Annotated in this window: 18 protein-coding genes and 2 tRNA genes; 11 read left to right on the top strand and 9 right to left on the bottom strand. The window is 68.0% G+C overall.

From position 1 onward, the window contains the following. Positions 1–57 precede the first annotated feature (57 nt). The 3 genes from tsaE to BM252_RS01820 are packed head-to-tail and all read left to right on the top strand — an operon-like array spanning position 58 to position 2,926. Positions 58–543, top strand: a complete 486-nt coding sequence (gene tsaE, locus BM252_RS01830) for a tRNA (adenosine(37)-N6)-threonylcarbamoyltransferase complex ATPase subunit type 1 TsaE (protein ID WP_093382818.1) — start codon at positions 58–60, stop codon at positions 541–543. Next, complete coding sequence (locus tag BM252_RS01825; RefSeq protein WP_093382816.1) at positions 507–2,036, top strand: N-acetylmuramoyl-L-alanine amidase; 1,530 nt, start codon at positions 507–509, stop codon at positions 2,034–2,036. The genes tsaE and BM252_RS01825 overlap by 37 nt, the downstream gene beginning before the upstream one ends. A gap of 38 nt (positions 2,037–2,074) precedes the next feature. Continuing rightward, positions 2,075–2,926 carry a D-hexose-6-phosphate mutarotase gene (locus tag BM252_RS01820; RefSeq protein WP_093382813.1) on the top strand — a complete coding sequence of 284 codons (852 nt, stop codon included), beginning with the start codon at positions 2,075–2,077 and terminating at the stop codon, positions 2,924–2,926. A 101-nt stretch (positions 2,927–3,027) separates the two neighbouring features. Here BM252_RS01820 and BM252_RS01815 read toward each other — a convergent pair whose 3' ends face one another. Beyond that, positions 3,028–4,086, bottom strand: a complete 1,059-nt coding sequence (locus BM252_RS01815) for a carbonic anhydrase (protein ID WP_093382811.1) — start codon at positions 4,084–4,086, stop codon at positions 3,028–3,030. 198 nt (positions 4,087–4,284) lie between these two features. After that, complete coding sequence (locus BM252_RS01810; RefSeq protein ID WP_093382808.1) at positions 4,285–4,929, bottom strand: VTT domain-containing protein; 645 nt, start codon at positions 4,927–4,929, stop codon at positions 4,285–4,287. A gap of 257 nt (positions 4,930–5,186) precedes the next feature. Here BM252_RS01810 and BM252_RS01805 point away from each other — a divergent pair, with 257 nt between their 5' ends. From BM252_RS01805 to miaA, 3 genes are read left to right on the top strand one after another with little or no spacing between them, the layout of a single operon-like run. Continuing rightward, the gene (locus BM252_RS01805; protein ID WP_093382806.1) at positions 5,187–6,122 is read left to right on the top strand and encodes a peptidylprolyl isomerase; all 936 of its coding nucleotides are present in this window, start codon (positions 5,187–5,189) and stop codon (positions 6,120–6,122) included. 27 nt (positions 6,123–6,149) lie between these two features. Beyond that, positions 6,150–8,207 (top strand): DNA mismatch repair endonuclease MutL, encoded by a 2,058-nt coding sequence (gene mutL, locus BM252_RS01800; RefSeq protein ID WP_093382803.1) that lies wholly within the window; start codon positions 6,150–6,152, stop codon positions 8,205–8,207. Positions 8,208–8,218: 11 nt separating this feature from the next. Next, entirely contained in the window at positions 8,219–9,175 is a 957-nt protein-coding gene (gene miaA, locus BM252_RS01795) for a tRNA (adenosine(37)-N6)-dimethylallyltransferase MiaA (RefSeq protein ID WP_093382800.1), read from the top strand. A 108-nt stretch (positions 9,176–9,283) separates the two neighbouring features. On the opposite strand, the gene BM252_RS01790 is transcribed toward miaA, so the two are convergent. Further along, entirely contained in the window at positions 9,284–9,688 is a 405-nt protein-coding gene (locus BM252_RS01790) for a VOC family protein (protein ID WP_093382797.1), read from the bottom strand. A 172-nt stretch (positions 9,689–9,860) separates the two neighbouring features. Between BM252_RS01790 and BM252_RS01785 the strand changes: the two genes are divergently transcribed. Together BM252_RS01785 and BM252_RS01780 are read left to right on the top strand one after the other, a co-directional pair. Then, a tRNA-Met gene (locus tag BM252_RS01785) sits at positions 9,861–9,937 on the top strand. 52 nt (positions 9,938–9,989) lie between these two features. Beyond that, positions 9,990–10,066: transfer RNA gene (locus BM252_RS01780), tRNA-Met, on the top strand. 66 nt (positions 10,067–10,132) lie between these two features. On the opposite strand, the gene BM252_RS01775 is transcribed toward BM252_RS01780, so the two are convergent. Then, positions 10,133–10,336 carry a type II toxin-antitoxin system VapB family antitoxin gene (locus BM252_RS01775; protein WP_093382794.1) on the bottom strand — a complete coding sequence of 68 codons (204 nt, stop codon included), beginning with the start codon at positions 10,334–10,336 and terminating at the stop codon, positions 10,133–10,135. Positions 10,337–10,434: 98 nt separating this feature from the next. On the opposite strand from BM252_RS01775, the gene BM252_RS01770 reads away from it, so the two are divergent. Together BM252_RS01770 and BM252_RS29835 are read left to right on the top strand one after the other, a co-directional pair. Beyond that, positions 10,435–11,019 carry a type II toxin-antitoxin system antitoxin SocA domain-containing protein gene (locus BM252_RS01770; protein WP_093382791.1) on the top strand — a complete coding sequence of 195 codons (585 nt, stop codon included), beginning with the start codon at positions 10,435–10,437 and terminating at the stop codon, positions 11,017–11,019. Beyond that, the gene (locus BM252_RS29835) at positions 11,020–11,403 is read left to right on the top strand and encodes a hypothetical protein (RefSeq protein ID WP_139236237.1); all 384 of its coding nucleotides are present in this window, start codon (positions 11,020–11,022) and stop codon (positions 11,401–11,403) included. A 182-nt stretch (positions 11,404–11,585) separates the two neighbouring features. On the opposite strand, the gene BM252_RS01765 is transcribed toward BM252_RS29835, so the two are convergent. The 4 genes from BM252_RS01765 to BM252_RS01750 all read right to left on the bottom strand — a co-directional run bounded on the left by BM252_RS01765 (position 11,586) and on the right by BM252_RS01750 (position 16,460). Further along, on the bottom strand, positions 11,586–13,313 hold the full coding sequence (locus BM252_RS01765; RefSeq protein WP_093382788.1) for a lactate permease LctP family transporter: 1,728 nt from the start codon (positions 13,311–13,313) through the stop codon (positions 11,586–11,588). Between the two features lie 179 nt (positions 13,314–13,492). Beyond that, positions 13,493–14,938, bottom strand: a complete 1,446-nt coding sequence (locus tag BM252_RS01760; RefSeq protein WP_093382785.1) for a LutB/LldF family L-lactate oxidation iron-sulfur protein — start codon at positions 14,936–14,938, stop codon at positions 13,493–13,495. Further along, positions 14,935–15,678, bottom strand: coding sequence for a LutC/YkgG family protein (locus tag BM252_RS01755; protein ID WP_093382782.1), 744 nt, complete (start codon positions 15,676–15,678; stop codon positions 14,935–14,937). The genes BM252_RS01760 and BM252_RS01755 overlap by 4 nt, the downstream gene beginning before the upstream one ends. Continuing rightward, positions 15,675–16,460, bottom strand: coding sequence for a (Fe-S)-binding protein (locus BM252_RS01750; RefSeq protein WP_093382779.1), 786 nt, complete (start codon positions 16,458–16,460; stop codon positions 15,675–15,677). The genes BM252_RS01755 and BM252_RS01750 overlap by 4 nt, the downstream gene beginning before the upstream one ends. A gap of 124 nt (positions 16,461–16,584) precedes the next feature. On the opposite strand from BM252_RS01750, the gene BM252_RS01745 reads away from it, so the two are divergent. Then, on the top strand, positions 16,585–17,295 hold the full coding sequence (locus tag BM252_RS01745; protein WP_093382777.1) for a FadR/GntR family transcriptional regulator: 711 nt from the start codon (positions 16,585–16,587) through the stop codon (positions 17,293–17,295). Between the two features lie 117 nt (positions 17,296–17,412). Here BM252_RS01745 and BM252_RS01740 read toward each other — a convergent pair whose 3' ends face one another. Further along, positions 17,413–18,180 carry a helix-turn-helix transcriptional regulator gene (locus tag BM252_RS01740; protein WP_093382774.1) on the bottom strand — a complete coding sequence of 256 codons (768 nt, stop codon included), beginning with the start codon at positions 18,178–18,180 and terminating at the stop codon, positions 17,413–17,415. Positions 18,181–18,279: the final 99 nt, after the last annotated feature.

The following is an 18,279-nucleotide window of genomic DNA, read 5'->3' as shown; positions in this document are numbered from 1 at the left end:
TGCAGGCAGGCGGGCCGGCGCGGCCCGCGAACGATCTTCAGACCCACATTCTATTCCATGCCGCATTTTAAAGCCCACCTCCACGACGAAGAAGCCACCGCCGCCCTGGGCGCCGCGCTGGCGCGCGCCCTGGCGCCCGGCCTGGCGATCCACCTGCACGGCGACCTTGGCGCCGGCAAGACCGCGCTCACCCGCGCCCTGCTGCACGCCGCCGGCCACGTCGGCCACGTCAAGAGCCCGACCTACACGCTGTCCGAGCCCTACCAGGTGCAGATCGGCGGACGCGCCGTCGGCGTCATCCACTTCGACCTGTACCGCATGGGCAGCGCCGAGGAGTTTCTCGACGCCGGCTTCCGCGAGGACTTCAACGGCGACAACATCTGCATCGTCGAGTGGCCGGAAAAGGCCGACCCGGTGCTGCCGCCGCCGGACCTGAATATTTTCCTGGCCGTTGCCGGCCAGGGCCGTGATGTAGAATTGCAGGCGTCGACCGCCTTGGGTATCTCATGTCTTCAACGCCTCAAATTCGCCCCCAACCTGTGAGCGAGCGCACCATCACGCGCCGCACCGTGCTCAAGGCCGGCGGCACGCTGCTGCTGTCTGTGCTGTCGCCGCTGCCCGCGCTCGCCGCGCAGATCCTGGCGGTGCGGGTCTGGCCGGCCGACGACTACACCCGCGTCACGCTGGAGAACGACGCCAGCCTGAAGGCCAGCCACTTCGTGGTCAAGGACCCGGAGCGGCTGGTGGTCGACATCGAGGGCCTGGAGCTAAACCCCACGCTGAAAAGCCTGGTCGCCAAGATCCAGTCCAACGACCCCTACATCAAACAAGTGCGCGTCGGCCAGAACCGGCCCAACGTGGTGCGCCTGGTGTTCGACCTGAAGGAGGAGATCACGCCGCAGGTGTTCACGCTGGCCCCGGCCGGCAACTACAAGCACCGCCTGATCTTCGACCTGTATCCGGTCAAGCCGGTCGATCCGTTGACGGCGATGATCGAAAAACGCGACTGGTCGAGCGACACGCCGACGGCCAGGACGCCGGCCGCCAAAGCCGAGCCGACACCGCCTAAAACCGCCGAAGCCCCCGCCCACCTTCCGGAAGTGCACAAGGGCGAGCTGACCAAGCCGGACATCGCCGCCATCATGCGCGGCGACGGCAAGGTTGATGGCAAGGCCGACGGCAAGCCAGGCACCAAGGCCAAGGCCGAGGCCGAGGTCAAGGCCGAAGAGAGGGCCGAAGCCAGGGCCGAGGCGAAAGCCGAAGCCAAGCTGGAGGCCAAACAGGAGGCCCGCGCCGAGGCCAAGGGCGGCCCGGCGCAGAAGATGGTGCGCATGCTGACCATCGCCCTCGACCCCGGCCACGGCGGCGAGGACCCCGGCGCCTCCGGCAAGAACGGCAGCCGCGAGAAGGACATCGTGCTGTCGATCGCCAAGCGGCTCAAGGCCAAGCTGGAGGAGCATCCCAACATGCGCGTCATGCTGACCCGCGACGGCGACTACTTCGTCCCGCTCGGCACCCGCGTCGACAAGGCGCGCAAGGTGCAGGCCGACCTGTTCGTCTCGATCCACGCCGACGCCTTCGTCGAGCCGAGCGCGCGCGGCTCGTCGGTGTTCGTGCTGTCGGAAAAAGGCGCCAGTTCGGGCGCCGCGCGCTGGCTGGCCAACAAGGAAAACCTGGCCGACGCCATCGGCGGCGTCAACGCCTCCGGCCACGACAAGCAGCTCGCCAGCGTGCTGTTCGACCTGTCCACCACGGCGCAGATCAACGACAGCCTCAAGCTGGGCAAGGCGGTGCTGGGCGAGATCGGCGGCATCAACCGCCTGCACAAGGGCTCGGTCGAGCAGGCCGGCTTCGCCGTGCTGAAGGCGCCGGACATCCCGTCCATCCTGATCGAGACGGCCTTCATCTCCAACCCGGAGGAGGAGGCCAAGCTGCTCGACAACGGCTACCAGGACCAGATCGCCGACGCCATCGTCAAGGGCATCCGCCGCTACTTCGCCAAGAATCCGCCGCTGTCGAAAAACCGCCTGACCTGAGCGCAGTCCAACACACCGACCCACAAAGGAAGCAGACGATGGCAGTAGTGACGATGGTTGAATACGGCAGCCTGCCGGCGGTGCGCATTAGCGCCGCCGACGGCGCCCAGGCCACGGTGGCGCTGTTCGGCGCCCACCTGCTGTCTTGGCAAACGGCCGACGGCAAGGAACGCCTGTTCTGCAGCAGCCAGTCGGCGCTCGACGGCAGCAAGGCCATCCGTGGCGGCGTGCCGGTCATCTTCCCCCAGTTCAATGTGCGCGGCGACGGCCAGCGCCACGGCTTCGCCCGCGTCAGCGCCTGGCGCCTGGCCGACAGCGGCACTGACGGCGCGCTGGCCTGGGCCGAGTTCGCGCTGACGCCGGACGACCTGGCGCCGGCCACGGCGCAGGCCTGGCCGCACGCCTTCGCGGTGCGCCTGCGCTGCGCGCTGCAGGGCGACACGCTGGAGATCGACTTCAAGGTGCGCAACACCGGCGCCGAGGCCTTCCCCTTCGGCGTCGCGCTGCACACCTACTTCGACGTCGGCCAACTGGACGCCGTCCGCATCGACGGCCTGCAGGGCGCCCGCTACACCGACCACCAGTTGAACACCAGCGTGCAGGAGCAGGCCTCCTTGCGTTTCGAGCAGAAGCACGACCGCCTCTACCAGGCGCCGCCGGCGCTGACGCTGCACACGGCCGACGCCGCGCTGCGCCTGGAGCAGCAGGGCTTCAACGAGTGGGTGGTGTGGAATCCGGGCGCGGCCGACGCGGCGGCGCTGGCCGACCTGGCCGACGACGAGTATCTGCGCTTCGTCTGCATCGAGCCGGCGCGGGTCGACCAGCAGGCGCTGGCCGCCGGCGCCGAGTGGAGCGGCCGCCACCGCATCGTCTGCGCGCCGCGCGGCTAGCTTCCTCGCGAGCGAGCGGAACGCCGGCTTGAACCCCGCACGCTAGGGGTCTGACCCCGCATGGGGTCAGACCCCGGCTTCCGCGTCCCGGGTGGGGGTGCCTAGTTCGATTCCTTGATCATCCGTCCCGAGCCGGGCTGGACGGGGCGCGCGTTGAGCGGATACAAGCGGCTGAACAGCGCCATTTGCGCCGGCGAGGCCTGCAGCGGCTCCTTCATCACCAACCACAACACGCCCTCGCTGCACGGCGGCGTGGTCAACGAGCCCATATAGGTGAAGTAGTCGCGCCGCTGCGGGATCAGGTCGGCCGGGTCGAGCACGATCGACGGCGTGCTGGTCTCGTGCTTCTCCAGCGGCAGGTTGTTCCACACCGTCTGGATGGTCGGCTGCGGCCGGCCCCGTTCCAGCATCAGCGCCACCACGGCCAGGCGGCCCTCGGCGTCCTTGTGCACCAGGTGCAGCACCATCTCGTAACCCTTGCCGTTGATGCGCTCCTCCGACGGCCGGTGGAAGTGGAACTGCACCAGCTCGTACATGCGGTTCTGGATGGTGATGAAATTGCCGCCACTGAGCATCACCTGCACGGTGTGGCCGTTGTCGGTCACGCTGAACGAGGACGGCTTGTAGTCGAAGGCGATCTGCTCCAGCTCGACCTTCATGCCGTCGCGGATGTCGATCGGCGACTGGCGGTTGCCGCTGCCGCACTTGGCCCAGTCCGGATTGATGCGGCCCCAGTTGGCCGGCCCCGTCTCGCCCTCGTAGGACCAGTGGTTGCTGCGGAACTGAGGCGGCGGCGTGGCGGCGACCACGGCGGCGGCCTTCCTGGCGCGGGCCTGGGCGGCGACGCGGGCGGCCTGGTTGGCGCGCATCACGGCCAGCCGGGCGGCGATCTTGGCCGACAGCTCGGCCTCGGCCTGGGCCTCGCGTTCGCGCTCGCTCATGCGCGGGCTGGACGCCGAGGAAGACGAGGACGAGGAGGACGACGCGGACGACGACGAGGACGAGCCGCCCGTCTTGGCGCCCTGGTTGCCGGGACCGGGATACTGTGGACGGACCGGTTCGATGCCCTTGGCGGGCGCCGCCTTGATGGGCGGAGGATCGTTCGCGCTTGCCGTCGCGATGACGAAACAGCAGGCTATCAGGGCGATCAGAGTACGCATGGGGATCCAGGTAGTAAAAGAGAATTACATACTGGTTTACGGATGCACTAGGGCAAAACTTGAGCCATGCGGGCCTTGCATTGGAGAATATATATGCTTTGGGGAAAAACCGGGCGCGCGCGAAAACGCCACGGCGGGGGCCGTGGCGTCGGATTCAGGCGTTCGGTCCGGCGCCGGGCCGGACGGTCCATCGGGCGCTCAGCGGCCCAGCATGCGGCGCGACAGCTTCCACATGCCGCCCAGCGCCATCGGCACGACGGCGATGCCGACGCCGAACAGCACGATCTCGGTCAGGTGTTCGCGCACGATGGCGATGTTGCCGAAGAAGTAGCCGGCCGTGGTCAGCGCCACCACCCACAGCAGGGCGCCGGTGATGTTGTAGAGCTGGAAGCGGGCATGGGTCATGTCGGACACGCCGGCGACGAAGGGGGCGAAGGTGCGCACCACCGGCACGAAGCGGGCCAGGATGATGGTCTTGCCGCCGTGCTTCTCGAAGAAGTCGTGGGTGCGGCGCAGCGCGTCCTTGTTGAGCCAGCGGTAATCGTGGGTGAACACCCTCTGCCCGATCTTCTCGCCGATCCAATAGTTCAGCGTGTTGCCCGTGATGGCCGCCGTCACCAGCAGGAACATCAGCAGCGCCAGGTTCATCTCGCCCACCGCGCACAGCGCGCCGGCGATGAACAGCAGCGTGTCGCCGGGGAAGAAGAACAGCACCACCAGGCCGGTCTCGCAAAAGATGATGGCGAACAACACGGCATACACCAGCGTGCCATATTGCTGAATCAGCAGTTCGAGCGTCTTGTCGACATGAAGGATCATGTCCAAAAATTGCATCAAATCCATATTCTTCCCATTGAGGTTGCGGCGGAATCATACACCACCGGCGGGCCCGGCGGCCGGCCGGCGGGGGATATTTGCAGGGGAAATTGTAAGTTTCCATTTCGGCCATATTGCGGATTACAATTGGCGACGGATGGTCCCGCCGCGCGCCGCGTCGCGGCCGGCCCCGCCGCCATTCCCACCAGGAGACCCGGATGCAAGTTTCGACCGCCCAAACCCGCCCACGCGCCGCCCCGGCGCCGACCCTGTTGCCTCTGCGAATGCTGGCGCTGACGCTGGGCGCGCTGGTGCTGGCGCCGGCCGGCGCCGCCCGCGCCAACGCCGCCAGCGAGGCCAAGTCGGCCCCGGCGCCCGTACCGGCCGCCAAGGCCACCGTGGCCGACGTCGTCAAGGCCTCCAAGCCGGGCGACTGGCGCCCGCTCGACCCGAACAACACCCTGTACATGGAGTTGCCGGGCGGCCGCGTGGTGATCGAATTGGCGCCCGACTTCGCCCCCAACAACATCGCCAACATCAAGGCGCTGGTGCAGGAGCGCTACTACGACGGCCTGGCCGTGCTGCGCTCGCAGGACAACTTCGTCGCCCAGTGGGGCGACCCGGACGAGAAGAACCCCAAGCCGTTCAAGAACGCCAAGGCCAAGGTGGCCGGCGAGTTCACCGTGCCGATGGCCAGCGACAAGCACTTCGTGCGCCTGCCCGACCACGACGGCTACGCCCCGCTGGTGGGCCACTCGAACGGCTTCCCGGTAGGGCGCGACCCGAAAATGCGCAGCACCTGGCTGGCCCACTGCTACGGCATGGTCGGCGTCGGCCGCGACAACGACAGCGACAGCGGCAACGGCGCCGAACTGTACGCCGTGACCGGCCACGCGCCGCGCCAGCTCGACCGCAACATCACCGTGGTCGGCCGCGTGGTGGCCGGCATGCCGCTGCTGTCGGCGCTGCCGCGCGGCGCCGCGCCGATGGGCTACTACGACAAGCCGGAGCAACGCACACCGATCAAATCGCTGCGCCTGGCCGCCGAGCTGCCCGAGGCCGAGCGCAGCCGGCTCGAGGTGATGCGCAGCGACTCGCCCACCTACCAGGCCGCCGTCGAGGCGCAGCGCAACCGTGGCGGGCCGTGGAACAAGTACGCGGCCGGCTACATCGAGCTGTGCAACGCTCCCATCCCGGTGCGCGAGCAGGCCGCCAAATAGCCGCCCGCTACCCGGTATAATCGCGGCATGAACGCGCCCGACCCCCCCCCCCGCCCCCCCCGCCCCATCCAGGCCCTGCCCGACCAGCTGATTTCCCAGATCGCCGCCGGCGAGGTGGTCGAGCGGCCCTCCGCCGTGGTCAAGGAGCTGCTGGAGAACGCGCTCGACTCGGGCGCCACCCAGATCACCGTGCGCATCGAGGAGGGCGGCGTCAAGCGCATCGCCATCACCGACAACGGCCGCGGCATCGCCCCCGAGCAGCTGCCGCTGGCGCTGGCGCGCCACGCCACCTCGAAGATCGCCTCGCTCGACGACCTGGAGAACGTCGGCACGCTGGGCTTCCGTGGCGAGGCGCTGGCCTCGATCGCCTCGGTGGCCTCGGTCACGCTGACCTCGCGCACCGCCGACGCCGTCCACGCCTGGGAGATCGTCGGCTCGCACCACGGCACCGTGGCGCCCTCCTCCGGCGCGCACGGCACCACCGTCGACGTGCAGGACCTGTACTTCAACACGCCGGCGCGGCGCAAGTTCCTCAAGTCCGAGCAGACCGAGTTCGGCCACTGCGCCGAGGTGGTGCGGCGCATCGCCCTGGCGCGGCCCGACGTGTCGTTCTCGCTCAGCCACAACGGCCGCACCGTCGACCATTGGAACGTCAGCGAGATGGCCAAGCGCAGCGCCCACATCCTCGGCGACGGCTTCGCCGAGGCGCGCCTGGCCATCGACGAGCAGGCAGGGCCGCTGCGCGTGCACGGCTACGTCGGCCTGCCGACCGCCTCCAAGGCGCGCGCCGACGCCCAGTTCTTCTATGTGAACGGCCGCTTCGTGCGCGACAAGCTGCTGGTCCACGCCGTCAAGGCGGCCTACCAGGACGTGCTGCACGGCGACCGCTTCCCGTCCTACGTGCTGGCGCTCGAACTGGACCCGGTGCTGGTCGACGTCAACGTCCACCCGTCCAAGATCGAGGTGCGCTTCCGCGACAGCCGCGCGGTGCACCAGTTCGTCTTCCACGCCGTGCAGCGCGCGCTGGCGCAAACCTCGGCCACCGCCAACGGCACCGTGCCGGCGCCGCAGGCGGCCGGCGCCGGGCTGGGCGGAGCGCCCGCCCCAGCCATGCGCGAACAGGAGCAGACCAGCTTCGGCGCCCTGCTCTCGCCGCACTACACGCCGACCTTCTCGCCGTCGCCGTTCGGCGCGCGCGGCAGCGGCGGCGGCGTGGCGCAGAGCAGCGAGCGCTATGGCGCGTTGTTCTCCGACTCCGGCTCGGCCGCGCGCTCCGGCGGCGGCTCGGGCGGCTCGGGCGGCGGTTCGACCGGCTCCGCCGGTTTCGGCGGCGGCTTCGGCGCCGAACGCAGCACCTCCGCCGGCGCGGGCTTCGGTAGCAGCAGCGCCGCCAGCACCGGCTTCGGCCCCAGCAGCAGCTTCGACCTGGACAAGACGCTGCCGCAGGCCTCGGCCTACACCGCCACGCCCGAGGCGATGGCGCAGGAGGAGTTCCCGCTCGGCTTCGCCCTGGCCCAGCTGCACGGCATCTACATCCTGGCGCAGAACAGCAAGGGCCTGGTGCTGGTGGACATGCACGCCGCCCACGAGCGCATCCTCTACGAACAACTGAAGAGCGCCCTCGACGGCCAGGTGGCCGGCCACGACATGCAGATCCAGCCGCTGCTGATCCCCATCACCTTCTACGCCGACGCGCTGGAGGTGGCCACGGTGCAGGAGAACCAGGACACGCTGCACGCGCTCGGCTTCGACATCGCCGCGCTGTCGCCGACCACGCTGGCGGTGCGCGCCGTGCCGGTGCTGCTGAAGAACGCCGACGCGCAAACCCTGGCGCGCGACGTGCTGCGCGACGTGCGCGAATTCGGCGGCTCGCGCGTGCTCATCGAGCGGCGCAACGAGCTGCTCGGCACCCTGGCCTGCCACACGGCGGTGCGCGCCAACCGCATCCTGTCGACCCAGGAGATGAACGCCCTGCTGCGCCAGATGGAGGCGACCGAGCGCGCCGACCAGTGCAACCACGGCCGCCCGACCTGGGTGCAGGTGGAGATCGCCGCGCTCGACAAGCTGTTCCTGCGCGGCCAATAAAGAAACGATTCATGACTACTCAAGCACACCGTCCGCTGGCCGTCGCCATCATGGGGCCGACCGCCTCCGGCAAGACCGCCGCCGCCCTCGCCATCGCCGCGCGCATCCCCTCCGAGATCATCTCGGTCGACTCGGCGCTGGTGTACCGGGGCATGGACATCGGCACCGCCAAGCCGACCCGCGCCGAGCGCGCCGCCGCGCCGCACCACCTGATCGACATCATCGACCCGCTCGACGCCTACTCGGTGGCGCAGTTCCGCAACGACACGCTGCGCCTGGTCGACGACATCGTCGGGCGCGGCAAGCTGCCGTTGCTGGTGGGCGGCACCATGTTGTACTTCAAGGGACTGGCCGACGGCCTCGACGAGCTGCCCGGCGCCGACCCGGCGCTGCGCGCCGAACTGGAGGACGAGGCGGCGCGGCACGGCTGGCCCGCCATGCACCAGCGCCTGGCCGCGCTCGACCCGGTGACGGCGGCGCGGCTGGCGCCCAACGACGCCCAACGCATCCAGCGCGCGCTGGAGATCTGCGCGCTGAGCGGCAAGCCGATGTCCGAGCTGTTGGCGCTGCGCGAAAAAACCGAGCTGCCGTTCGAACTGTTGTCGTTCGCGCTGGAGCCGTCCGACCGCGCCGTGCTGCACGAGCGCATCGCGCGCCGCTTCGACATCATGCTCGACGAGGGCAACGACGACAATCTGATCCGCGAGGTGGAGGTGTTGCGCCGGCGGGGCGACCTGCATCCGGGCCTGCCCTCGATGCGCTGCGTCGGCTACCGCCAGGCGTGGGAGTATTTGGACGGGGAGATCGACTACAAGACCATGCGCGAGACCGGCATCATCGCCACGCGCCAGCTGGCCAAGCGCCAGCTGACCTGGCTGCGCTCGATGCCGCAGCGGGGCGTCATCGATTGCCTGGGAAGCGATCCGGCCGCGACGATGCTGGCGCAGATCGCGGCGCACGGCCGCTAGGCCGGCGCCGGTGTTACGCCAACTTAGCGGGCCGGCTTCGAACCTTCGATCTTGCCAAAATTTTAACAGCCCAAACGATTCCGCGTGCGCCGCCGGCCAAAGCGCGCGTCAAGCCGGCGCGCCGGCGCCATCCATATAAATGATTTCCCAAATATGGCCGTCGAGGTCCTGGAAGCCGTGGCCGTACATGAAGCCGTGGTCCTGCGCCGCCTTGTACAGCGCGCCGCCGGCCGCCTGCGCCTTGCCGACCAGGGCGTCGACCTGCTCGCGGCTGTCGACCTGCAGGCAGATCAACACCTCGGTGCTGGTGTGGGCGTCGCAGATCGGCTTTGGCGTGAAGCTGCGGAACTTCTCCTCGCTCAGCAGCATGACGAAGATGTTCTCGGCGACCACCATGCAGGTGGCCGTCTCGTCGGTGAACTGTTGCTTGAAGCTATAACCCAGGCTGCTGAAGAAGGCGATCGACTTGCCCAGGTCCCGCACCGGCAGGTTGACGAAGATGTTGGTGGCCATGCTCTCTCCCGTAAAAGACGGCCGTCGCGCGCGGCCACGCCCCAGCATACCAATTTGCCAATTTTTCGGCGCCGCGCTGGCGGAAAACGCCGGCGGGACGGAAAATCGCGCAAATTTCTCCGGGCCAGCCTTGACAGCTTTTCGCCCACGCCCGATAATGCTGGGCGTTGCAGGTGATATAGCTCAGTTGGTTAGAGCACAGCATTCATAATGCTGGGGTCGGTGGTTCAAGTCCACCTATCACCACCAAGAACACATCAAAACTGGTCCGAGCCTACACCGTTCGGGCCATTTTTGTTTCGGTGATATAGCTCAGTTGGTTAGAGCACAGCATTCATAATGCTGGGGTCGGTGGTTCAAGTCCACCTATCACCACCAATACCGAGAAGCCGCCGTCCCGCAAGGGTCGGCGGTTTTTTCATGGCCGCCCGACGAGTACACCACTCATGTGACCGGCTCGGACCGGCGGCAAGGTACTTCTGATATCTCGGGCATCGTTCCACCCAACGCCGCCAGGCGCTTGTTGGCTCGCACGCGCACAAAGGTCTTGATGGCTTCGCGGAAGAGGTCTGCTTTGTCCATGGATGGGTCTGCGACCTCAAGGGCTTTGTTGTACAGTTCGTCGTCAATTGTGACGGTGGTTCTCATGACTCCTCCTTGCATACTCTGCGCAGTACAGAATACGATACCATGGTGCTATGCTATGAAATCAGCAAAATTTGTATTGGATTGGATCGGAGTGAGCAATGTTCTCTACTGATATCTTTGACGAGAAGAAGGCATCCGAGGCGGCGGCCTACTTTTTACTTCAGTCCGGCGGCCGAATGCCCGCGCTACAGTTGCTGGCATTGCTCTATCTCGCCGAGAGACTCTCGTTTCAATTGCACAGCGAGCCGCTGATTGGGGACTGCCTGGTATCGCTGCCTCACGGCCCCGCCCTCTCGATCACCTGTCGGCACATGAATGGCGAGCTTGACTCGACAATCGGCGGCTGGGATTCATGGCTGGCGCTCAGAGTGGGCAACGACATTGGATTGCAAGATGGTGTGCTCCGCTCACAAGTCGACGATCTGCAGGAACTGAGCGATTCCGATCTCGACACACTTGAGAAAACCTGGACTACGTTTGGCCAAATGTCGCAACATGAACTGCTGGCCTATACGCAAGAAAATTGCTCGGAATGGAAGAATCCCGGCGCGCTGATGATCCCGATAAGCCATAACGATCTATTCGATGCACTGGGATTTTCGCAGGAACGGAAGCGCGACAGTCTCGCGCTGTTGGAGGAGCGCAATGCGATCTCCCGCAGCTTCAAACAGGCTTGCGCGTAAATGCCGGCGGCGGGCGACGCCATATTGATTCCTTCTGGCCCCGCCAGACACCTGTTTATTGTCCTCAATGACCCGATGCCCATATCCGGATATGGCGCTCGCGACCATTGCATCCTGGTAAACATCAGTTCCATTCGCTCGCACGTTCCACACGATCCCACTTGCGTGCTGATGCCGGACGTTCATCCCTTTATCCAGCAACCAAGCTATGTGTACTACCAAGACGTGCGGGTTGAACCGGCGCAGCACATTGATGCCTGCCTTGCGAGCGGCTATTTCATTTTGCGCCCGCCACCGGTGGATTTGGCAGTTGTAGAAAACATCAAGGCGGGATTTCAAATCTCCCGGAAAATCAAGCGAGTGTTCAAAAATCTGTTCCCTTAACCAAGGCGGGCACACCATACCAACGCGTGCCTCCAGCATGGCTGGCGCGCCAACGCAATACGTCTCGGGCGACGTCAACGCTCAGCACGCCGCAGGCGAGGAAAAAGACCGCCAGCGCAAACGCGAGGCGGTCGGATGAAAGTGCCGCGCGCATGGCGGCAGCCTCATCGCGATCAAACTCCTCAGTGCGGAATCATCCCGGTCAGGAAGTAGGCCTGGACGGTGGTGATGATGCCGACGATGGTGGCGAACATCAGGCTGTGCTTGAGCGTGAAGCGGAACAGCTCCGACTCCTTGCCCACCAGGCCGGTGGCGGCGCAGGCCACGGCGATCGACTGCGGCGAGATCATCTTGCCGGTCACGCCGCCAGTGGTGTTGGCCGTCACCATCAGCGTGTCCGACAGGCCGAGCTGGTGCGCGGTGGTGTTTTGCAGCGAGCAGAACAGCGCGTTCGACGAGGTGTCCGAACCGGTCAGGAACACGCCCAGCCAGCCGAGGAAGGGCGAGAAGAACGGGAAGGCGACGCCGGTCCCGGCCAGCACCAGCGCCAGGGTCGACGACATGCCGGAGTAGTTGGCGACGAAGGCGAAGGCCAGCACCAGGCCGATCGACAGGATGGGACGCTTGAGTTCGACGATGGTCTGGCCGAAGGCCTTGACGGCGGCGGCCGGCTTCATCTTCAACAACACCACGGCGATCAGCGCCGTCAGCAGGATGGCGGTGCCGACGGCCGACAGGAAGTCGAGCTTGAGCACGGCGTCGTAGGCCTTCGGCGAGGCGACGATGGGGGCGGTCTTGATGACCAGCTTGTCGAGGTAGGGCACGTGGAACTTGAGCACCGTGTCGGCCAGCGCGCCCTTGCCGGCGAACAGGCCCTTGAACCACGGCAGGCTCCACACCGTGACCACGGCGGTCAGGATCAGGAACGGCGACCAGGCGCGCACCGTCTGCGCCAGTGTGAACGGCGAGGCCTTGCGGCCGTCAGGCTTGGCGCCTCCGCTAAAGCCACCTGCGCCGCCGGCACCACCGAAACCGCCCAGCGCGGCGGCGCCGCCACCGAGCGAGACGCTGCCGCGCGCGGCGGCCTTGGCGCTGGCCGGCTGCCAGACTTTCAGGAAGCCGGTCAGCGAGACCAGGCAGACCAGGGCCGAGGTGATGTCCGGCAGTTCCGGGCCGATGAAGTTGGAGGTGACGTACTGGGTCACGGCGAAGCTGGCGCCGGCCACCAGGGCGGCGGGCCACACCTCGCGGATGCCGCGGAAGCCGTCCATCATGAACACCAGCCAGAACGGCACCAGCAGCGACAGCAGCGGCAGCTGGCGGCCGGCCATGGCGCCGATCAGCATCGGGTCGATGCCGGTCACCTGGCCGGCGACGATGATGGGGATGCCCATGGCGCCGAAGGCCACCGGCGCGGTGTTGGCGATCAGGCACAGGCCGGCCGCGTACAGCGGGTTGAAGCCCAGCCCGACCAGCAGCGCGGCGGTGATCGCCACCGGCGCGCCGAAGCCGGCCGCGCCCTCGAGGAAGGCGCCGAAGGCGAAGCCGATCAGCAGCATCTGCAGGCGCTGGTCGTCGGTGATCGCCACCACGGAGGCGCGGATCACGTCGAGCTGGCCGGTCTGGTCGACCACCTTGTAGAGGAACACCGCCGTGACGATGATCCAGGCCACCGGCCACAGGCCGTAGGCGAAGCCGTAGCCGGCCGCCGCCAGCGCCTGCGACACCGGCATGCCGTAGGCGAAGATGGCCACCACCAGCGCCAGCGTCAGCGTGACGGCGGCGGCGATGTGGCCCTTGATGCGCCAAACGGCCAGCGCGAGGAAGAAGAAGATGATGGGTACGGCGGCCACGAACGCCGACAGCCCTAGGCTGCCGAGCGGTGTGTATATTTGACTCCAGGCTTGCATGGTGACTCCTCCAAGGATGCTTGTTGAACTATTTTTATGTGGTACGACGGGACAGGCAAAACAACAAAATCTGCGGACGCGGGCGGCCGGGCCGGCGGGCGGCGCGGCGGCTTGCGGGTGCTACGTGGACGACGCTTTCGGGCTCAGGGAAAGCGCCGCAACGACTTCGACTCGACGGCCTACTCGGGCTGGTCGCGCTCGCGCAGCAGGTCGGCCAGGCTGCGCGCGGCCGGCTTGAGCGGGGCGCGGTGCGCGGTCCAGCCCAGCTGCTGCTTGGGCGCGAAGGCGCGCAGGCGCGTGGCGGCCCAGCGGAACAGGCGGTACACCTGGGGCCGGGCGAAGGCGCCGCTCCAGAAGCGCCACACCAGCTTGTCGGCGCGCGAGAACTGGGCGCCCTGGCCGCGCAGCGGGTTGTCGACCTGTTGCGCCGGATCGCGGTTGGCCTCGGTGCGCAGGCGGATCAGCAGTTGCGGAATCGGGATGCGCACCGGGCACACCTCGCCGCAGGCGCCGCACAGGCTCGAGGCGGTGGCCAGGTCGGCGGTGGCGGCCAATCCCAGCAGGTGCGGCGAGATGATCTTGCCGATCGGGCCGGGATAGGTGGTGCCGTAGGCGTGGCCGCCGACGCGGGCGTACACCGGGCAGTGGTTCATGCAGGCGCCGCAGCGGATGCACTGCAGGGTCGAGCGCAGCTGCTCGTCGGCGTAGGCCTGGCTGCGGCCGTTGTCGAGCAGGACCAGGTGGACGGCGCGCGGGCCGTCGCGCTCGTCGCCCCGGCGCGGGCCGGAGATCAGGTTGAAGTAGGTGGTGATCGCCTGGCCGGTGGCCGAGCGGGTCAGCAGGCTGGCCAGCGGCACGATGTGCTCCAGCTTGGCCACCACCTTCTCCATACCCATGATGGCGATATGGGTATCCGGCACCGTGGTGCTCAGGCGGCCGTTGCCCTCGTTCTCGACCAGCCACAGCGTGCCGGTGTCGGCCGCCGCGAAGTTCACGCCGGACAGGCCGATGTCGGCGTCGACGAAGGCCTGGCGCAGCGCGCGCCGGCCGGTCTGGATCAGGCTGTCGACGTCCTCGGTGTAGGGCGTGTCGGGGATGTTCTGCTCGAACAGGGCGCCGATGTCGGCCTTGGTCTTGTGGATCGCCGGCATGACGATGTGCGAGGGCTTCTCGCCGGCCATCTGCACGATGTACTCGCCCATGTCCGACTCCAGGCAGGTCACGCCGTGCCCCTCGAGGAAGTGGTTCAGCTCGATCTCCTCGCTGGCCATCGACTTGCCCTTGATGACCTTGCGCGCGTCGGCCTGGCGGGCGATGGCCAGGATGATGGCGTTGGCCTGGTCGGCGTCGGCGGCCCAGTGCACCTGCACGCCGGCGGCGGACAGATTGGCCTCGAGCTGCACCAGCAGGTCGGGCAGGTTGGCCAGCGCGTGCTGGCGGATCGCCTCGCCCAGGTCGCGCATCTGTTCCAGCTCGGCGCCGTCGGGGAACTGCACGACGCGCTTGGCCTGCAAGAAGTCCATCGCGCCACGGAAGCTCTTGCGCAGCTTGGGGTCGTCCAACGCGGCGCGGGCGCGGCTGCGGAAATCCGCCGCCGGCACGAAGTGAAGCGGGGCGGCGCTCATTGCAGGCCTCCCTGCGAGGCCAGCGACAGGCCGGCGGCGGCGCCGGCCAGTTCGCCGTCGAGCACGATCACCACCCACATCCAGCGCGGGCCGTGGGCGCCGTAGGCCAACGTCTGCTGGATGTCCGAGGTCTTCGACGGGCCGGAGGCCAGCACCAGGTTGCTCGGCATGCCCTCGCCCCAGCGCTCGGCCTGCGCGGCGGCGTACAAGTCGCGGTGCAGCGTGCTGGCGTAGACCAGGGCGACGTGCAGCGGCGGCACCAGCGAGACGGTGCGCGGCGTGCCGCGGTCCGGCGCCAGCACCAGCGTGCCGGTGGCGGCGATGCCGGAGCGGGCCACGGTGAAGCCGGCGCCGACGCTGTCGAACAACTCGGCCTTCCAGTGTTCCAGCGGCCAGTCGAAGGCCAGCGGCTGCACCGAGTCAGGCAGGGCCTGGGCCAGCGCGGCGCCCTCGGCGCTGGCCGGGTCGAGCAGCAGGCGGCGCACGCCCTTGGCGGCGAGCTTGTCGGCCAGCAGCCGCGGCCAGTCCGCGCCGTTGGCCAGCCAAACGTCGGCGTGCGAGGCGCTCATCGCCTCCTGCATGGAGTGCACCAGGTCCAGCGGCGCGAGCGGCTGGGCGGCGTGGCGGCCGGCGTAGTAGTCGTCGATGCGCTGCTGCAGCTGCGCCACGTCGCCGCCGTCGGCCGGCGCGGCGGCGCGCAGGCGGCCGAGCATTTGTTCGCGCGCGCCCGGGCCGCTCATTTGGCGCTCCCGGCGGCCTTGCCGTTGACGCGGCGCCAGAGGAAGCTGGCCATGTGCTCGACCTCCAGCGGCGCCTGCTGGAAGCGGGCGGCGTGGCCGATGTTGAGCAGACAGCCGCAGTCGGCCGAGACCAGCCGGCCGGCGCCGGTGGCGCAGGCGGCGGCCACCTTGTCCTTGACCATGGCGCCGGAGATGTCGGCGTGCTTGAGCGCGAAGGTGCCGCCGAAGCCGCAGCATTCCGATTCGTGTTCGTGTTCGATGCGGCGCACGCCGGGCAGCGCGTCGACCAGCGCCACGCCGTGGGTGCGGGTGCCCATCTCGCGGCGCGCGCCGCAGGAGGTGTGCAGCACCACGTCCTCGGCCGGCGCGCCGACGGCGGCGCGGTAGTCCACCTTCAGCACGTGCAGCAGGAATTCGCTCAGTTCGTAGACGCGGCCGGCCAGCTCCTGCGCCTTGGCGGCGTTGGCCGGGTCGTCGGCGAACAGCTGCGGCCAGTGGTGGCGCATCATGCCGGCGCAGGAGCCGGACGGCACCACCACCGGCCAGGGTTGGGCAAACAGGTCGAGCTGGGCCAGCGCCACGGCGCGCGCCTCGTCGGGATTGCCGCTGCTGTAGGCCGGCTGGCCGCAGCAGCTCTGGCCGCGCGGGAAGTGCACCGTCAGGCCCTCGCGTTCGAGCAGGCGCACGGCGTCCAGCCCGGCTTCGGGCATGAACAGGTCGATCACGCAGGTGCCGAACAGGTAGACCTGCTTGGGGGCGGTGGGATAGTCTCGGTCCTGCATGGTGTCTCCTCGATGGGGGCGGTTTGCGTATTGTTTTTATAGCGTCCATAATCCCAGCGTATGCGGCGGGCCACAAATTGGTTGGACCAGTCGCACAATCGGACAAAAAAACGAGGGGACGGCGATGCGCGGCAGGCAGGCGGTTGGACGGGTGGCGGAGGTGATACAGCGGCTGGAGGCGGCCATGCTGGACGGCTCGCTGCCGGCCAACGCCAAGCTGCCGGCCGAGCGCGTGCTGGCCGAGCAGTACCAGGTGTCGCGCAACACGGTGCGCGAGGCGATCCAGCGCTTGGGCGCGCGCGGCTTGCTGCGCAGCCGGCCCGGCGCCGGCGTCTACGTCACCGACCAGCTGCGCACCGGCATCAGCACGCCGTGGGGCGAGCTGGTGGCCGACCACCCCGGCGTGCGCGAGGACATCCTCGAGTTCCGCCGCGTGCTGGAGGGCGCCACCGCCTACTTCGCGGCGCAGCGCGCCACCAGCGAGGAGCGCGCCAACATCAAGGGCCTGATGCAGGAGCTGGAGCAGGCGCGGCGCGACGACAACCGGCCGGCCGAGGCCAACGCCGACACCCGCCTGCACGAGGCGATCGCGCTGGCCTCGCACAACTCGATGTTCCTGCACCTGCACACCAGCATATTGAGCATGCTGCGCGAGCACATCACCCTGAACGGCAACGGCCTGCGCGAGATCGACGCCAGCGTCGCCGAGCAGCTGCTGCAACAGCACCGCAGCGTGGCCGAATCGATCTATTCGAACCGGCCGGAGGAGGCGCGCACCGCCATGCAGACGCATATCGACTTCGTGCGCAGCCGCTTCGGGCCGGAGCTGGACTAGCCCGGCTAGTCGCGCGTGCCGGCGGAATTGGTCCTACCAACGCTCGACAAGTTGGCTCGGCGGCCGCGAAACGGCCTTGGCCGCCGGTCCAACTGATAAAAAAATAGGCAATCTGTCTCACCCCCGCAACATCAAGCGGTACTGGCTGGGCGTTACGCCCACCGTCGCCTTGAACTGCCGGGTGAAGGCGCTGTGGTCGCCGTAGCCGCAGGCCTGGGCGATCTCGGCCACGCTGGCCGGCCCCATCAACAGGCGCGAGGCGGCGTCCAGGCGGGCCTTGATGATCATCTGACGCGGCGTCAGGTGGAAGATGCGCAGGAAGTAGCGCTCGATCTGCGCCACCGACATATTCGCCGTGCGCGCCAGCTGGGTCAACGGCAGCGGCTGGTCGAAGCGCTCCTGGATCATGCGCGCGGCGGCGGCCACCCTGGCGTAGGCCGGATTCTTTTGGTCGGCCATCGCCAGGTCGCGCGACACGCCGCTCAGGCCGACGATGGCGCCGGCCGCGTCGCGCAGCGCCACCTTGCGCGTCAGGCACCAGCCGGGGTCGCGGTTCGGGTACAGGTGCAACTCCAGCTGGTCGTCGATGTCGGCGCCGCCGGCCAGCACCGCCAAATCCTGCGCCAGATAGGTCTGGCCGAAGGGATGGGCGAACACCTCGGCCGGCGTGCGGCTGATCAGCGCCGCCTTCTGCTTGACGCCGCAGCGCTTGACCAGCGCCTGGTTGACCACCACGTAGCGGCCCTCGACGTCCTTGACGAAAAAGACCACGTCGGGCAGCGCGTCGAACAAGTGCTCGGCGAAGAAGGCGTCGACGATGCGGGCGCCGAGCGCGTCGCGGGCGTCGGCGGCTTGCTCTCGTTCTTGCAGCTGTGCTTGGGCCATCTGACTCCTTGCTGTGTGTTTGCCACTGCGGTGGCCTTCGATTAAACCACCGTTTGGCCTTTCTGTCACACCGGAATTGCACCGCGATTGTGCCGCGAT

Origin of the sequence: Rugamonas rubra (genome assembly GCF_900114705.1) — a bacterium.
Taxonomy (GTDB): domain Bacteria; phylum Pseudomonadota; class Gammaproteobacteria; order Burkholderiales; family Burkholderiaceae_D; genus Rugamonas; species Rugamonas rubra.
Note: the sequence above shows the minus strand (reverse complement) of the source record. Positions and strands in the feature narration are given on the sequence as shown.

Coding starts and splice junctions, on each gene's coding strand:
- BM252_RS01775 (WP_093382794.1), bottom strand. CDS start 10,336: ATGAGAACCACCGTCACAATTGACGACGAACTGTACAACAAAGCCCTT.
- BM252_RS29835 (WP_139236237.1), top strand. CDS start 11,020: ATGCCGGCGGCGGGCGACGCCATATTGATTCCTTCTGGCCCCGCCAGA.
- BM252_RS01825 (WP_093382816.1), top strand. CDS start 507: ATGTCTTCAACGCCTCAAATTCGCCCCCAACCTGTGAGCGAGCGCACC.
- tsaE (WP_093382818.1), top strand. CDS start 58: ATGCCGCATTTTAAAGCCCACCTCCACGACGAAGAAGCCACCGCCGCC.
- BM252_RS01820 (WP_093382813.1), top strand. CDS start 2,075: ATGGCAGTAGTGACGATGGTTGAATACGGCAGCCTGCCGGCGGTGCGC.
- miaA (WP_093382800.1), top strand. CDS start 8,219: ATGACTACTCAAGCACACCGTCCGCTGGCCGTCGCCATCATGGGGCCG.
- mutL (WP_093382803.1), top strand. CDS start 6,150: ATGAACGCGCCCGACCCCCCCCCCCGCCCCCCCCGCCCCATCCAGGCC.
- BM252_RS01750 (WP_093382779.1), bottom strand. CDS start 16,460: ATGCAGGACCGAGACTATCCCACCGCCCCCAAGCAGGTCTACCTGTTC.
- BM252_RS01790 (WP_093382797.1), bottom strand. CDS start 9,688: ATGGCCACCAACATCTTCGTCAACCTGCCGGTGCGGGACCTGGGCAAG.
- BM252_RS01760 (WP_093382785.1), bottom strand. CDS start 14,938: ATGAGCGCCGCCCCGCTTCACTTCGTGCCGGCGGCGGATTTCCGCAGC.
- BM252_RS01805 (WP_093382806.1), top strand. CDS start 5,187: ATGCTGGCGCTGACGCTGGGCGCGCTGGTGCTGGCGCCGGCCGGCGCC.
- BM252_RS01740 (WP_093382774.1), bottom strand. CDS start 18,180: ATGGCCCAAGCACAGCTGCAAGAACGAGAGCAAGCCGCCGACGCCCGC.
- BM252_RS01755 (WP_093382782.1), bottom strand. CDS start 15,678: ATGAGCGGCCCGGGCGCGCGCGAACAAATGCTCGGCCGCCTGCGCGCC.
- BM252_RS01810 (WP_093382808.1), bottom strand. CDS start 4,929: ATGGATTTGATGCAATTTTTGGACATGATCCTTCATGTCGACAAGACG.
- BM252_RS01770 (WP_093382791.1), top strand. CDS start 10,435: ATGTTCTCTACTGATATCTTTGACGAGAAGAAGGCATCCGAGGCGGCG.
- BM252_RS01745 (WP_093382777.1), top strand. CDS start 16,585: ATGCGCGGCAGGCAGGCGGTTGGACGGGTGGCGGAGGTGATACAGCGG.
- BM252_RS01765 (WP_093382788.1), bottom strand. CDS start 13,313: ATGCAAGCCTGGAGTCAAATATACACACCGCTCGGCAGCCTAGGGCTG.
- BM252_RS01815 (WP_093382811.1), bottom strand. CDS start 4,086: ATGCGTACTCTGATCGCCCTGATAGCCTGCTGTTTCGTCATCGCGACG.